The sequence below is a fragment of the Zunongwangia profunda SM-A87 genome (assembly GCF_000023465.1).
Classification (GTDB): Bacteria; Bacteroidota; Bacteroidia; order Flavobacteriales; family Flavobacteriaceae; genus Zunongwangia; species Zunongwangia profunda.
This window is the reverse complement of the sequence record NC_014041.1, coordinates 951,890-966,241: the sequence shown is the minus strand read 5'-3', so window position 1 is coordinate 966,241 and position 14,352 is coordinate 951,890. Positions and strand designations below refer to the sequence as shown.

Genomic DNA, 14,352 nt, shown 5'->3' with positions numbered 1-14,352 from the left:
ATGAAGAAATACACTTATACAGAAAAACAAGATACAAGAAGTGGTTTTGGAGCAGGGCTTGCAGAGCTTGGTAAAACCAACGAGAAAGTAGTTGCACTTTGTGCCGACCTTACCCCCTCCTTAAAAATGGCCGACTTTATCGAAGCTAATCCAGAGCGTTTTTTCCAAACAGGAATCGCAGAAGCGAACATGATGGGCATGGCGGCAGGATTGACTATTGGTGGCTATATTCCTTTTACCGGAACTTTTGCCAACTTCTCTACCGGTCGTGTTTATGACCAAATTAGACAGTCTATCGCATATTCAGGAAAGAACGTAAAAATTTGCGCATCTCACGCTGGGTTAACCTTAGGTGAAGATGGGGCAACCCACCAGATTCTTGAAGATATCGGACTTATGAAAATGTTACCGGGGATGACGGTGATCAATCCTTGTGATTATAACCAGACTAAAGCAGCAACAATTGCTATTGCTGAATATGAAGGACCGGTATATCTGCGTTTTGGTCGTCCAAAAGTACCAATATTTACTCCAGTCGATCAAAAATTTGAAATTGGTAAAGCTATTATGCTTAATGAAGGTACTGATGTTACTATCATTGCTACTGGACACTTGGTTTGGGAAGCGATCAAAGCCGGTGAAGCTTTAGAAGAAAAAGGTATTAGTGCTGAAATTATCAATATTCACACTATAAAACCACTCGATGAAGAAGCGATCATTAAATCAGTTAAGAAAACGGGATGTGTAGTTTCTGCTGAAGAACACAACTTCCTTGGTGGTTTAGGGGAAAGTGTAGCCAGAACTTTAGCTGAGCATCAACCTGCTCCACAGGAATTTATCGCTACAAAAGATACTTTTGGTGAAAGCGGTACTCCTGAACAGTTAATGGAAAAATATGGTCTAAATGCCGAAGCTATTGTAGCTGCTTCTGAAAAAGTCATAAAACGTAAATAAAAGCTAAAAAACGTTAAATAAATATAAAACAAAGCCTTTTAAAATGATTTTAAAAGGCTTTGTTTTTTTATACCAAAATTTTACCGCTTAAATTGCGTTTTATAACTAACTAATAATTTATATCATGAAAAAAGTTTTAATCATTATGTTGTGCCTTGCCACTACTGGAATATGGGCACAATCAACCGAATTTGGTATTAAAGGAGGTTTAAATTATGGATCTACCGGAGATATCGATAACTTTTCAGACGCAAGGGAGGACTTCCCAGATATTACCAATGGAGAAAGAAAAGCAGGTTACCATTTTGGAATATTCGCAAATTTTGGAATTTCTTCATTTTTCATCCAACCAGAACTTGTTTATACCAAACTAACTACAGATTATGGGGCTTTCGACTATAACCTGGACAAAATAGATTTACCCTTATTATTAGGTGTCGATATTCTTGGCCCGTTAAATATTAAAGCCGGCCCTTCATTTCAGTATATCACCAATAACGAGATCGAAAATGGCTCTTTTAAAATTAGCGATGTAGAAAACGATCTTACCGTTGGCTATCAATTGGGAGCCGGTTTAAATTTAGGCAATTTAGGGATCGATGTAAGATATGAAGGTGCATTTACAGACAATACTGCTTTTAGAGAAGAGGCCAGCAATAACTTCGGTATAGACTCCAGGCCTTCGCAATGGATCCTTAGTTTATCCTTAGCACTTTAAAATAGTCACAAAGCAATGTAATAGCAGAAAATCAAGAATCGTAGAGTGACAATGAAGTATGAACTGGAAACGTTTTTTTATAAATAAAAGGCATTGTGATAATCCTCATGCCAGAGCATTATAAGCCTGTGCAAGTATCAATAAAAAAGCTCCTTTTAAAAAACTAAAAGGAGCTTTTTTATTGGTGAAACATATATTATTCTTCTTCTACCGGCTGAAAATAATCAGCATCCAGATAATTAGGTGTACCATTATTATTAGTATCTGGAAAAGTTATAGTACCATCGGCATTGATAATGATTTCACGCCTTGTTGCTAAACCATCTCCGTCATCATCTGGATCGGAGTGATTTGGCAACCCATTTTCATCAGTATCATCATCATATACATCTCCATCTCCATCAACGTCTTCCATCCAGCTTGGAACACCATCCCCATCATGATCAGCTTCATTAACATTCAATAAATGAAATGTAAAAATTAATGGACTATAAGCCTTTCCCCCTTTTGGAGTATTAAAATACCCCAATCCAGAAGGAGTAAATAAAGCACCTATTCCATAATCGTTAGACCATTCTATCGTATTATCGGGATTTACACTATAATTTGAAGCGCTTTTAAATTCAGTTAAAGATTCTCTAAAAGCTGGGATTACTCCCCCTTCTCTATAAAGTTGTCGTTGCCCTACACTATTAAAGTTTGCGTAAAGATAACCAATGAGATCAAACCAAACTGGTGAATTAATATTATTATCAAAAACCTCAGCATTCAGCAATTCTCCTTTATACCTTACGTAGGTAGAATCTGTAAAATGTGGTTTTTCCCCTACACCTTCTCTAACCTTTAGCACATAAAGATTATAATCTATTTCAGTTTCATTCACCTTATAAGTCACTTTTTTCGTCTCCAAAAGCGGTGATTCCAAAATAGATTTTTTATCACTGTTTTCTCCAGCAATGGTATCAAACACAATATTATAATCAAAATCTGGAGTGGGATTTTCAAATTCCTCGTAATTATAAAAATGCGTTGTTAAATATTCTACAATACTATCATCATCTATTACGGCCTGTTCCCGCTCATCCCTCAGTTCTACCGGCTCAACTCCGCCATCATCATCGTCATTACAGCTAGTGAAAATAAGGCCGGCCAAAGCAATTCCGGCTAAAAAATATTTGTTTAATCGCATTGTCTCGTTTTTTAAGGGCGCAAGATACAATAATCTTGTATTTTTGTTTATGATTATAGAACAGTTTTAAGGACCATTTATTATGAGAGTTGATAAATTTTTATGGAGTGTACGGTACTTTAAAACCCGAAGCATTGCCACCAATGCCTGCAAACAAGGCAAGGTTAAAATGAACGCTAGTAACATGAAACCCTCTAAAGAGGTTTTTCCCGGTGATAGATTGCTAGTACGAAAAAATCAGATAGACTATCAGTTAGAGGTATTAGACCTTCCACCCAGCCGGGTAGGCGCAAAACTGGTCACTATTTATATACAAGACCACACGCCAAAAGAAGCTTTTGAAAAATTAGACCTCCTACTCCTAAAATATTCTAAAGAGTATTACCGAAAAAAAGGAACCGGAAGGCCTACAAAAAAAGACCGCCGGGACATCGAAGACTTGTTTGATAATGCCGGTGATACTGAAAATAAAGATCAAAATACTTAATCGCGTTTACATGAAAGAAAAGGTTCAGATTTTAAATCATGCTGAAATCGCTCAAAAAACCAAGCGTATCGCATTTCAGATCTACGAAAATAATATTAATGAAAAAGAGATTGTTCTTGCCGGTATTGCCCGTAAAGGTTTTAAACTGGCAAAAAGAATCCAGGCCGAATTAGAAAAAATTTCCCCGCTTCAAATTATTCTTTGTGAGGTAAAAGTAGATAAAAAACATCCGTTGAATACTATAACCACCTCTATTCCACCAGAAAAGTATAGCAATAAATCGATTGTTCTGGTAGACGATGTTTTAAACTCGGGCACCACCTTAATCTATGGCGTACGCCACTTTTTAGACGTACCGCTAAGACAATTTAAAACAGCCGTACTGGTTGACCGTAATCACAAAAAATATCCTGTAAAAGCCGATTTTAAAGGTATCTCTCTATCTACTTCTTTAAACGAAATGGTGAAGATCACTTTTGAAGAAGGGAATGACAGGGCCGAGCTTGTTTAATCGAGCTTCGCTTTTATTTTTTCCAAAATCATTGTGGGTGTGGCATGATCTACATCCACAATGATTTTAGATTGATTATAATAATATGCTCTTTCAAAAAGATGTTTTCTTATAAACTCTTCCAACTGCTCTTTTGTATCAAGGTGACTAATTACTGGGCGGTGTACTTTTTCTAAAAACAATCGTTGCGTTAATTGTTCTACCGAGGCTTTTAAATACACAGTTATATTTTCAGGATCTGCTTTTATCAATTCAAAGTTATTTCCGTAGCATGGCGTTCCACCTCCAAGTGAAATAATCATATCTGAATTTGAAGCCAAAATATCCTTTAAAACGTCATTTTCCAGTTTCCTAAAATATAATTCTCCTTTTTTTTGAAAAATTTCATGAATACTGGTGCCTTCCATAATTTCAATCTGATCGTCCATATCAACATAGGGGTAACCCATTGAATCAGAAAGCATTTTACCGATAAGGGATTTTCCAGATCCCATATAACCATTCAGGAAAATTTTCATAGTCTAGCCGTTTTTTTCAAGTTAATTTTTACTGAAAGCAAATTTAATTTAAAATAAGCTTGAAAAATAAAAAATTGATTATATATTTGCACCCGCATTCGCAAAACGACGGATGTATAATTTAATGATCTGGTAGCTCAGTTGGTAGAGCATCTCCCTTTTAAGGAGAGGGTCCTGGGTTCGAGCCCCAGCCAGATCACTTTTTGTTCTTATTTTTTATTTAATATATTTTTGATCTGGTAGCTCAGTTGGTAGAGCATCTCCCTTTTAAGGAGAGGGTCCTGGGTTCGAGCCCCAGCCAGATCACTAGATATGGATGGGTGAGAAGTTTATCTTGAGCGAAGCCGAAAGAAGCCCCAGCCAAATCACCTTTTTATTTTGAAGTTCTCCACTTTTTTGAAGATATTAAAGCCCGTTAAATTTTTAATGGCGCATTTGCCCAGGTGCTGGAATTGGTAGACAGGCATGGTTGAGGGCCATGTGTCCATTAGGGCGTATGGGTTCGACTCCCATCCTGGGCACTTTACACTTCACAACCTACTCAAAATCAAGTTTTTAAAAAATCATTAGTCAACATTTAGTCAACGGAATAAATTTTACATTTTTTTAGCTCCGATAAAGCGAAAGTTGAGATTCAAGAGTAATAATCAGTTTATTTATATATTATCAATCAAATTATTTTCTAAGCAGTGTAATCAAAAGTGTTTCTGGAACTATCTTTATCATTTAAAATGATTTGTTGAATATTTACCGTTGCAACGGTAAAAAGATATAGTAGTCTTTCATATCAACGCCAAATCATACTTAATACGTCTATACAACGGTACTGCAACGGCTGCCGTTACAACAGCTATAATTTGACAAAAACCTTTTTAAAGCTATAATCTTTTAATCCTATTGAAAATCTTTGAGTTTGTAAATCTCTAGATCAGTTTTTAATCTTCTGTTTATGAAATGCCTTAAGTTTCTTTCCTTTTTAAATTCGCTATCATTTTTCAATTTGACCATATCTATAGCATAGATAGCTTTAATTCTATAACAATTCCCAAGATCTATAAGATAAACTTTCTTTAACATTTGACTGAAATCCACATTTGCATCATCGCAAAATGAAACCTGAATTTTCGTATTTAAATCTTTCTCATTCTCAATCATTTTTCTAACAACTCTAAGAATAACATTTTTCAGAGACTCTTTTTCTCGTTTAAGAAATTTTTCATTCTTACATTCTTTAAAATGTTCAACAATTTTGTCTAAGATCATTTTGTGTGACATCTTATGCCCCCACTCAAAATGTATATATTTTTTTTTGATGATAACTTTATTTGCTATATAAAGTATAAAGTGTGCTTCAGGATTCTCAATTGACTTTGGGATGATATTGGTCAATGGAATGTTATGTAGCATTCGATATTCAGTTAAAAATTCGTATTCATTTTTTCCTATATAATCCCAATTTGAACCAAATCCAATTCTATAATTATAGTAAAGCAATAAAACTTCCTCGTTAGACAACTGTGCTCTTAAAGTATTAAGCATATTATCTAATTGCTCTTTGGATATCAGCTTATTTTTATAGCTAGTATCCAAAAATTTCACAGTTTGATATAAATGACGATAATAATGTGCTAATCGCGAAGCGTGCCCTGAAAATGGAATAAACCTAAAAGAAACATCTCTTTTTTTCTGATGTGTTTTATAACAATAGAGTACTTTTTGTCCTTTGTGTCTTCTAATTCTTTTACGTATTTCATTTAAAAATCTAGAAATAATTTCTACATCCGATTTTTCTATATTAGAACCATATATATTTCTAGAATTAGTACCCCAGAAAAAAATTTTGTAAGCTAGTTCATTTACTTGATAATTTTTAAGTTTTTTATCTAATAATTTTTTATTCAATAACGCTACGAAATAATGTGTATAATGAAAGTCTTTTTCAATTAATAGAAAAACTTTTCTACCTCTAGCTTCGCACTCCTTAACCTCACCTTCATTACTTGCTTTGAAAGAAATCTCTTCTAAGTTTTCCAAAACTTCTTTATAGCTATTTGTTTTCTTCCATTCATAATTGGTCAAAATTCCAGAGACTAAAAAATTTAATGCAAAAGAAAAATTTTCATCATTTACTTTACCATTATCTACATCATATTTCACTACTGTATTGTTCCTATATGTGTTAATACTTAAATCCTTAATATTTCCTATATGAATATCTAACATCTTATAAAAATGATCCGTAACAGACTGATTATCAAACTGATTTCGAATAGATTCATTAGATTGATACTGCACGTAAAACGCTAAAAAAGTCAAAAATGCCGCAATTAATGCTATAAATGGACTTAAATAAGCTCCAAATGATTGGGCAATTTCCTTGTATTTTACAAAATTATACTCTGGTATCAGAGCAGGTCTATTTACGATAAAGGGCATAAATAATCCGAGAACAAGAAGAAATAAAATACTTATTATTACTATGATAAATATCTTTTTTTTTCTATAAGAAAAGTTGAAAAATTCTTTCATTATTGTGATTTACACCCCATTCAAAAAAGTAGCAATGAAGTCTTGTATTTTATTTGTTATTCGGGTGCTTATACTTTCTCTTTGCAATACACTCGGTTGTTTCTCTAATGCTTCTAAGATTTCATCCTCTGTTGCCATTCTTCCGGTAAAAAGAAAGTCACTAATTATTCTTTCTACTTTCTCCTGATCCAGATTTTCATTTGAAGTTAAATCTCTCATTGCAGATTTAGTTTCTTTTTGCCAAAAACGACTAAATTCATCCTCTACATTATCATCATTTTCGATTGCCGGTAGATTATTATAAATAAACTTTTGAATAAGTTCTTTTTTACTCCTAAGCTCGGCTTCGCTAGAAACCATATCAATTATTTCCTTTTCTTTACGTTTTTGATCTTTCTCTGGAGCATCTTTAAGTTCAGCAAGCAATTTTAAAATGTAGGTCACATTAACTTCATCCCGATGAATAAGTTCTAATTCGAAATCAATTTCATCTAATATCGATACATTTTCTTTTTGGGTATCAGATTTTATTTTGTCATAAAGATCTAGATATTTACTGGAGTAGTCTGCAAACTCCTGCTCCTTCATATAAATATCGTCAAAGCTAAAGTCTGTAAATGAACCCAGGATATTTTTTATACGCATTATTTCCCGAAAAGCCTTTGCAAATAGCAGCTCTTCTTCTTCATCATTCAAATCGTTTACACTATCAACGGTTGGTGCAATTTGCATTAGCTTTTTATAAGCTTCGTTAAATTCCCGAACATAATCCTCATAAGGTGCTACTAAAATGGTCTCCTTTGCATTTTTATCAGAAAACAAACCTATGGCTTCATCTGTAGCTTTTTTAAGGTTTCTGAAGGCTAAAATATTTCCTTGCGACTTCTTCTCATTTAATATCCTATTCGTTCGAGAAAACGCCTGTATTAAACCGTGATATTTTAAGTTTTTATCTACATAGAGCGTATTTAAGGTTTTGCTATCAAAACCCGTCAAAAACATATTGACCACCAATAGAATATCAATTTGTCGATTACGCACTCTCTTAGAAATATCCTTTTTATAATTTAAAAAGGCTTGCCCATCTTTCGCAGAATGTTTAGCTCCGAATAATTTATTATAATTATCAATATATTGATCTAACTTGTCGCGATGTGGGAGCTTATAAGTTGCTTCTGGTTCAGCTGCCATGCTATAATCCTCATTAGGGATCATGCCATCAGCATTTTTATCTTCTTCATTTGGGGCAAACGAAAATATGGTAGCAACTCTCAAATTATGTTGACCTTCTTCCCTTTTCTTTTGAAATAGATCATAGTATTTCACCAAAACATCTACACTACTCACACAAAACATCGCGGTAAATGTTTTGTTATGTGTTTTTCTGTTGTGATTAGCCAGGATGTAATTGGTAACCGTTTCTATATATTCATCGCTTTCATAAACCTCCTTTTTATCGATTCCCTCAACCTTTAAATCTTCTATCTCCTCCTTTTGTTTAAAAACATTATAATATTCAATCGAAAACTTAAGTACATTTTCATCTCTAATCGCATCGGTAATTACATATTTATGCAGGCATTCATCAAAAAGCATTTGCGTAGTGTACTTTAAACTATTGTCCCGATGCGCATTTTTCACAAAAATAGGTGTCCCGGTAAACCCAAAAAGCTGATGATTAGTAAAGAAATTGGTTATTCTTTTATGCGTTTCTCCAAACTGACTGCGATGACATTCATCGAAAATAAAAACGATTTTTTCGTCTTTTAATCGTTCAATTTTAGATTTAAACCTTGCTTTAGAAATTGCCGTGTTCAATTTCTGAATGGTCGTAATCATTAAAGGCCGGCTATCATCTAAAAATTGATTCACCAACATTTTGGTATTTTCTGTACCGTCTATACTGTCTTTATCAAAAGCTCTAAACTCTTTTACAGTTTGATCGTCTAAATCCTGACGATCTACCACAAAAACCACCTTTTTTATTTTTGGATTCTGCGTTAGAATCTGGCTGGCTTTAAAAGAGGTAAGCGTTTTCCCAGAACCCGTAGTATGCCAGATATACCCATTTTTGCTTGTATCCTTAACCCTTTTTATGATAGCTTCTACCGCATAAAACTGATAAGGGCGCAAAATCATTAAAAGCCTATCGCTTTCATGTAAAACGATATATTTGGTAATCATTTTAGCAATATGGCAGGGCTCTAAAAATACATTGGCAAAATGCGTAAGCTGAGTAATATTGGTGTTGCTCTCTTTACTCCAAAAGAAAGTTTGTTTAAAGCTATTCTTAGGATTATTTGCGTAGTATTTTGTATTTACGCCATTGGAGATCACAAAAACTTGAATATACTGAAAGAGTGCGCTATTTGAAGCAAAAGAATCTTTCTGATATCGCTGAATCTGGCTAAAGGCTTTTTTGAGTTCGATCCCTCTTCTTTTGAGTTCGATCTGAACCATTGGCAAGCCGTTGATTAACAAGGTTACATCGTAACGATTTTCACGCTTTCCATTGACAGTGATTTGATGCGTTACCTGAAATTCATTTTGACACCAAAAATCCTGATTAATAAACTGGATATAGGATTTCTCGCCATTATCGCGCTGTAACACAAATTTATCCCGAAGCGTTTTCGCCTTATCGAAGATATTCCCTTTACTAAGGTGAATAAGAATTTTGTTAAACTCCTCTTTAGAAAAACTGGTTTTATTATGTTTTTCAAGCTGAGATTTTAGATTATCGAGTAAATCCTTTTCTGTACGAATAAGAATAGGTTGATGCCCTAAACTATCTAATTGCGACAATAAATCGTTTTCTAAAACTTGCTCTGGTTGGGTGGTCATAAATTAACATTAGACTCAGTCAATTATAAGGACTAATGAATGTAAATTTATAAAAATTAAAGTAAATATTTATTCTGATTCCTTCCAGGGGTTTTTGATACTGTAGGATACCCCTAATCCAAACCAAGGTCTATTATCATAATTCCAGCTATTGTTTTTAGTTCCAAATCCAAAATCCCATCCTAGATAGGCTCCCACTCGAAAATTATATATAGATACCATCAACCCTCCACCTGTACTAAAATATCCGATAGATTTTGTACTATCATCCATAATAGGATCAGAACTTACTGTTGTATTATTTTTATCTAAATCAACAGTCCCTAAACTGAAAAATGGCCCAACATTTAATGAAACATTCGCTAATTTCACAAAGCCTTGATGTCTCTCATAGCGTGCTCTATACTTTCCTATTTTATAGCTACTAAAAATACCAAGATTTAAGTCTCCCTCAATCTCTTGGTCAACTGAAATATTATTTTTGGTATAACCAGGACGCATCTTCAGTGGAATTGTAACAGCCCCAAATTCCCAACCGGTTTCTTTAAATTCGATAAATTCTCTGTTTTTGAGTTCCAAAACATAGTCTGCATTTCTGTCGTATTTATTAACCAAATAATAATCAATGGTTTTTCCGTCGTATTTAAATACTTCAATAACTTTATTTGAATTTTTGTAAAAATCTGGTTGTTCTTTTATTTCCCAAACTTCACATCTCCAAAGATTATAAAAAGTAGATTCATTTAGAATTTGGCTTTTAATACTTTCAGAATAACTTGTGTCACATTCTAATGTTCTTTCAATAATTTTAATTTTTTTTCCTGCGGGAACTACCACATTATCATTGAGCCAATAGTTTACATGTATTTTCGTTTTGTCCTCCTCATCAATATAGAAATTTGCTTTTCCTTCCAACGATTCTATATTTAAAGTTAGTTTTTTATCTACCTTAATTGAATCATTTTTACCTGCTTTTCTTCCGCTTATTATTTTAATTGATTGCTGTTTACCGCCTGAAGAGTTTTTGTATTCTGTAACAATATTTATTGAGTCGTTTTCTAATACGTTTACTGTACAATCTTTTATATTTTTTGTAACCTTTAACTTATATCCTGAGGGAATTTCAACACTATTCAGAGTAGTGTAGGTTTGACCATAAAAGGAAATTGTAGAAAAGATTAAAACAATAAAAACGAAAGACTTCATGATTTTGATTTTAAGTTAGTTACTTTAAAGTTAACTCAAAATCCTATAAAAAAAATACCCACTGTTAGGTATATTACATCGCTCTATTTCTTTAAAATTCTCTAATTCATAGCCAGACATGGTTTGATTTTCTACACAAACATTTGCTGCAACAAGCCTTTTTTAAAGTCTTGAGTTTTGGTAATGGCGGTGCTTACCGTATCTATTTTAGCATCGAATGCCAATAAAAACATAGCTATCTTGGTTTGTTCTTCTTTGCTCGGTATTTGTATTTTAATACGTTTCAAGCGACCAACAGAGATACCAAGAACTTTAGTTCCCTGAGCCTCAAACATAACTTGTTTACGATGAAACCAGCTCTGAACATATTGCCCTAAAAATCCTTCTGAAAATTGAATTTTTGGTCGAGCTAAAATAGTATGTAACCCAGCTAAAACTTTCAAGTCACCAATATTCTTAACCTCAATTGATTTCCCTATATCATTGTAGTCCTCTGAAGCATCTGCTAAAATCAAATCACCATCTTTACAATAATTCTCAATTTTTATTTTACTTAAATCTACATCCTGATTAACGTAAGGAACTTCATCACACTCAACATCTACCAAAGCTTTGTACTTCGTATGAATGTCTCCATAGTGTATATTTTTTACTTCTCCTTTTTCTTCATTCATTTTATCTCGGGAAAATGAATTGGTAGAAAAGAACTCAAAAACATCCCCCAACTTCTTCTCTTCCCATTCCGGAAAATCATTCCCATTTTGATCTTTAAAACGAAGTTGTTGCGAAAAGAGTTGTTGCATCATCCCTTTTTTATAGGCTTGCAATAATTCTTTTTTTCGCTTTAGCTGATTGATTTTTTCATCTACTGCCGATAAAAAGGAAGCTATTTTTTGTTGTTCTGCAACTGCGGGTGAATAGAGCTTAATATTTTTCACATCATCCGAACTAACGTTTGCTTGATTACCAGTACCTCCTTTTGACTCATTAAAAAAACTATAGTAGAATTTATCAGTCTTTAAAAGATATGATATAAATAAAGAATTCTCTTTTTTTCCTCTTAATAGAACCAATCGTTGGTTTAAAAGAAATTTATTGCTCTCTGGTATATTTACAGAATAGCCGTAGTCTCTTTTACCGACAGTTCCTGTTAAAGTTAATACTACATCGTTTTGTTTAAGTAGGAATTTTTTGCTCTTTTCATTAATAGAATTTACAAAAGATGGATTTCTATCTAACAGAAGTTCATTTTTATAAACATTGGACATTTTCACTATCTGATAATCCTCAAGTTCAGAAGACATGTCTCCACTTTTGAATGCATATCCTGCTTGAAAATGAGCTAAGTTCTTTAACTTTTGCTTATCCCATTCATCTTTAAACTCCGGAAACCTTAACTTCGGCATACTTCGACTTCGCTCAACAGAACCTTTCTTTTCTTTAGTTTCCATCATTAAAAAGGCGTTTTAATCTTTAACTCTTTACAGAATTCAGCAATCGTGCTATCGGTTTGTTGTATTTCGGTTTCCAAAGCTTTTAGTTCTTTTGCAACGGCTTCGATATCTACCGGTTCTTCTTCTTCAAACGTATCTACATAACGTGGGATATTTAAGTTATAATCGTTTTCTTTTATTTCTGCTAAAGAAGCGCAGTAACTAAATTTATCAAGTTCCTTTCGTTCGGTATAGGTATCCACAATTTTTTCAATATGTTCCGGTAACAACACATTGTCTTTCCCTTGCTTTTCAAAGCCTTTACTGGCATCAATAAACAAAACATCATCATCGATCTCTCTACATTTTTTAATCACCAAAATACAGGTAGGGATGCCCGTACCAAAAAAGATATTTGCCGGTAAGCCAATCACCGCATCGATATAATTACGGTCTTCAATAAGATATTTACGTATATGCCCTTCGGCTGCTCCTCTAAACAACACCCCGTGCGGTAAGACGGTGGCCATAATACCGCTTTCGTCCAAATGATGAATCATATGCTGTACAAAGGCAAAATCGGCTTTACTTTTTGGGGCTAACTTCCCGTATTGGCTAAAACGATCGTCACTAGAGAATACGCCCTTGGCACTCCACTTTGCTGAAAATGGAGGATTGGCAACAATAGCTTCAGCCTGTACGTCTAAATGCTGCGGTTCTTCTAAAGTATCTTCCTGTTTAATATCGAATTTAGAGAAATGCACATCGTGCAAGATCATATTCATTCGGGCTAAGTTATAGGTCGTTCTATTAAGTTCCTGTCCATAAAAATAACCTACATCTTCTACTTCTTTGGCTACCCGTAATAACAACGAACCCGAACCACAAGTAGGATCATACACCGATTTGATACGTTTTTTACGTGAGGTAACGATCTTAGCTAAAATGGTTGATACTTGTTGAGGCGTATAGAATTCGCCTGCTTTTTTACCCGCATTCTCGGCAAATTGACCGATTAAATATTCGTACGCATCTCCCAACACATCACTTTCTGCATTTTCTAACTGAAAATCGATTTGATTTAAATGCGCTAAGATTTTAGCGATGAGTTCGTTTTTTGCTTTTACGGTTCGCCCTAATTTAGAAGAGGTAAGATCAAGATCTTCAAACAGACGCACAAAATCGTCTTCGCTATCGGTACCCATGGTACTCTGCTCGATATTATTTAGAATATGCTCTAGATCTTCTAAGATAAAAAACTGGGTAGCTTCTTGATTTTCGTTGGTTGCTATACCGGTAAGATTTGCCCCTTTATTGGCAATACTGGTAAACAATTCTGAAGGTTTTAGAAAATAGCCAATATTCTTGATACAGGCTTTTTTAATGGCTTCGATATACACTTTCCCCTCTTCTGAATTTTCGTCGATCTCGGTATATTTAAGTCCGTCAGGTTCTAAGATACGATCGGCATAAATATGAAGTTTTTCAGATAAGTATTTAAAAAAGATGAATCCTAAGATATAATTACGGTAATCGTCGGCATCCATTTTACCACGTAACAAATTGGCTATAGCCCATAATTGTTTTTCGAGTGCTTTTTTTTGGTCTTCAGACATGAATTTTTTTGTTGGTAAGAAAAGTTGTGTAGCCAAATATAAGAATCTTCAAATAAGACAAAGCAATTTATTTACTAACCCTTAGTTTGATCTAAGAAAATTTCGGAGACTGAGTGAAATCTTGGCAAAAGATTTTGTATCGAAGTTTCCATTTTGGTAGCATTTCGATACAAATTTTCCTTGAAAATTCAATCAATGATCCAAAATGCCTGCAAAAACTTTTATATCGAACTCAGGTAACTAGGCATTCGATAGCGACAAAATCTCACTTTCTAAAAAAACCGCTATAATTTTTATAAAATCATAATTTCAGGAGAATTAGAGAACTTAAAGCATGGGAGGCTCCC

General features: G+C 33.8%; 11 protein-coding genes and 3 tRNA genes. 7 read left to right on the top strand and 7 right to left on the bottom strand.

What is annotated here, in order from left to right:
* Positions 1-954: a transketolase family protein gene (locus ZPR_RS04295; protein ID WP_013070391.1), complete on the top strand. Its 954-nt coding sequence runs from the start codon at positions 1-3 to the stop codon at positions 952-954.
* 124 nt (positions 955-1,078) lie between these two features.
* Positions 1,079-1,672, top strand: coding sequence for an outer membrane beta-barrel protein (locus tag ZPR_RS04290; RefSeq protein ID WP_013070390.1), 594 nt, complete (start codon positions 1,079-1,081; stop codon positions 1,670-1,672).
* A gap of 196 nt (positions 1,673-1,868) precedes the next feature.
* Here the strand turns inward: ZPR_RS04290 and ZPR_RS04285 are convergent, their stop codons facing one another.
* Entirely contained in the window at positions 1,869-2,861 is a 993-nt protein-coding gene (locus ZPR_RS04285) for an FKBP-type peptidyl-prolyl cis-trans isomerase (protein ID WP_013070389.1), read from the bottom strand.
* A gap of 82 nt (positions 2,862-2,943) precedes the next feature.
* Between ZPR_RS04285 and ZPR_RS04280 the strand changes: the two genes are divergently transcribed.
* A complete protein-coding gene (locus tag ZPR_RS04280) occupies positions 2,944-3,348 on the top strand; it encodes an RNA-binding S4 domain-containing protein (RefSeq protein WP_013070388.1) in 405 nt (134 codons plus the stop codon).
* A gap of 10 nt (positions 3,349-3,358) precedes the next feature.
* Positions 3,359-3,859 (top strand): phosphoribosyltransferase family protein, encoded by a 501-nt coding sequence (locus tag ZPR_RS04275; protein ID WP_013070387.1) that lies wholly within the window; start codon positions 3,359-3,361, stop codon positions 3,857-3,859.
* On the opposite strand, the gene ZPR_RS04270 is transcribed toward ZPR_RS04275, so the two are convergent.
* Complete coding sequence (locus tag ZPR_RS04270) at positions 3,856-4,377, bottom strand: shikimate kinase (protein ID WP_013070386.1); 522 nt, start codon at positions 4,375-4,377, stop codon at positions 3,856-3,858. The genes ZPR_RS04275 and ZPR_RS04270 overlap by 4 nt on opposite strands.
* Before the next feature lie 126 nt (positions 4,378-4,503).
* Here ZPR_RS04270 and ZPR_RS04265 point away from each other — a divergent pair.
* From ZPR_RS04265 to ZPR_RS04255, 3 genes are all read left to right on the top strand, one after another.
* Positions 4,504-4,576: transfer RNA gene (locus tag ZPR_RS04265), tRNA-Lys, on the top strand.
* Positions 4,577-4,610: 34 nt separating this feature from the next.
* Positions 4,611-4,683 (top strand) — tRNA-Lys (locus ZPR_RS04260).
* A gap of 131 nt (positions 4,684-4,814) precedes the next feature.
* Positions 4,815-4,898: transfer RNA gene (locus tag ZPR_RS04255), tRNA-Leu, on the top strand.
* A 373-nt stretch (positions 4,899-5,271) separates the two neighbouring features.
* Here ZPR_RS04255 and ZPR_RS04250 read toward each other — a convergent pair.
* The 5 genes from ZPR_RS04250 to ZPR_RS04230 all read right to left on the bottom strand — a co-directional run bounded on the left by ZPR_RS04250 (position 5,272) and on the right by ZPR_RS04230 (position 14,005).
* The gene (locus ZPR_RS04250; RefSeq protein ID WP_013070385.1) at positions 5,272-6,906 is read right to left on the bottom strand and encodes a putative phage abortive infection protein; all 1,635 of its coding nucleotides are present in this window, start codon (positions 6,904-6,906) and stop codon (positions 5,272-5,274) included.
* A 9-nt stretch (positions 6,907-6,915) separates the two neighbouring features.
* The gene (locus ZPR_RS04245; protein ID WP_013070384.1) at positions 6,916-9,750 is read right to left on the bottom strand and encodes a type I restriction endonuclease subunit R; all 2,835 of its coding nucleotides are present in this window, start codon (positions 9,748-9,750) and stop codon (positions 6,916-6,918) included.
* 69 nt (positions 9,751-9,819) lie between these two features.
* Entirely contained in the window at positions 9,820-10,956 is a 1,137-nt protein-coding gene (locus tag ZPR_RS04240) for a hypothetical protein (protein WP_013070383.1), read from the bottom strand.
* Positions 10,957-11,087: 131 nt separating this feature from the next.
* Entirely contained in the window at positions 11,088-12,410 is a 1,323-nt protein-coding gene (locus tag ZPR_RS04235; RefSeq protein WP_013070382.1) for a restriction endonuclease subunit S, read from the bottom strand.
* A complete protein-coding gene (locus tag ZPR_RS04230) occupies positions 12,410-14,005 on the bottom strand; it encodes a type I restriction-modification system subunit M (protein ID WP_013070381.1) in 1,596 nt (531 codons plus the stop codon). The genes ZPR_RS04235 and ZPR_RS04230 overlap by 1 nt, the downstream gene beginning before the upstream one ends.
* Positions 14,006-14,352 lie beyond the last annotated feature (347 nt).

Excerpts from the sequence above, each read along its gene's own strand:
- ZPR_RS04235 (WP_013070382.1), bottom strand. The coding sequence starts at position 12,410 with ATGATGGAAACTAAAGAAAAGAAAGGTTCTGTTGAGCGAAGTCGAAGT.
- ZPR_RS04280 (WP_013070388.1), top strand. The coding sequence starts at position 2,944 with ATGAGAGTTGATAAATTTTTATGGAGTGTACGGTACTTTAAAACCCGA.
- ZPR_RS04230 (WP_013070381.1), bottom strand. The coding sequence starts at position 14,005 with ATGTCTGAAGACCAAAAAAAAGCACTCGAAAAACAATTATGGGCTATA.
- ZPR_RS04245 (WP_013070384.1), bottom strand. The coding sequence starts at position 9,750 with ATGACCACCCAACCAGAGCAAGTTTTAGAAAACGATTTATTGTCGCAA.
- ZPR_RS04285 (WP_013070389.1), bottom strand. The coding sequence starts at position 2,861 with ATGCGATTAAACAAATATTTTTTAGCCGGAATTGCTTTGGCCGGCCTT.
- ZPR_RS04250 (WP_013070385.1), bottom strand. The coding sequence starts at position 6,906 with ATGAAAGAATTTTTCAACTTTTCTTATAGAAAAAAAAAGATATTTATC.
- ZPR_RS04240 (WP_013070383.1), bottom strand. The coding sequence starts at position 10,956 with ATGAAGTCTTTCGTTTTTATTGTTTTAATCTTTTCTACAATTTCCTTT.
- ZPR_RS04295 (WP_013070391.1), top strand. The coding sequence starts at position 1 with ATGAAGAAATACACTTATACAGAAAAACAAGATACAAGAAGTGGTTTT.
- ZPR_RS04290 (WP_013070390.1), top strand. The coding sequence starts at position 1,079 with ATGAAAAAAGTTTTAATCATTATGTTGTGCCTTGCCACTACTGGAATA.
- ZPR_RS04270 (WP_013070386.1), bottom strand. The coding sequence starts at position 4,377 with ATGAAAATTTTCCTGAATGGTTATATGGGATCTGGAAAATCCCTTATC.
- ZPR_RS04275 (WP_013070387.1), top strand. The coding sequence starts at position 3,359 with ATGAAAGAAAAGGTTCAGATTTTAAATCATGCTGAAATCGCTCAAAAA.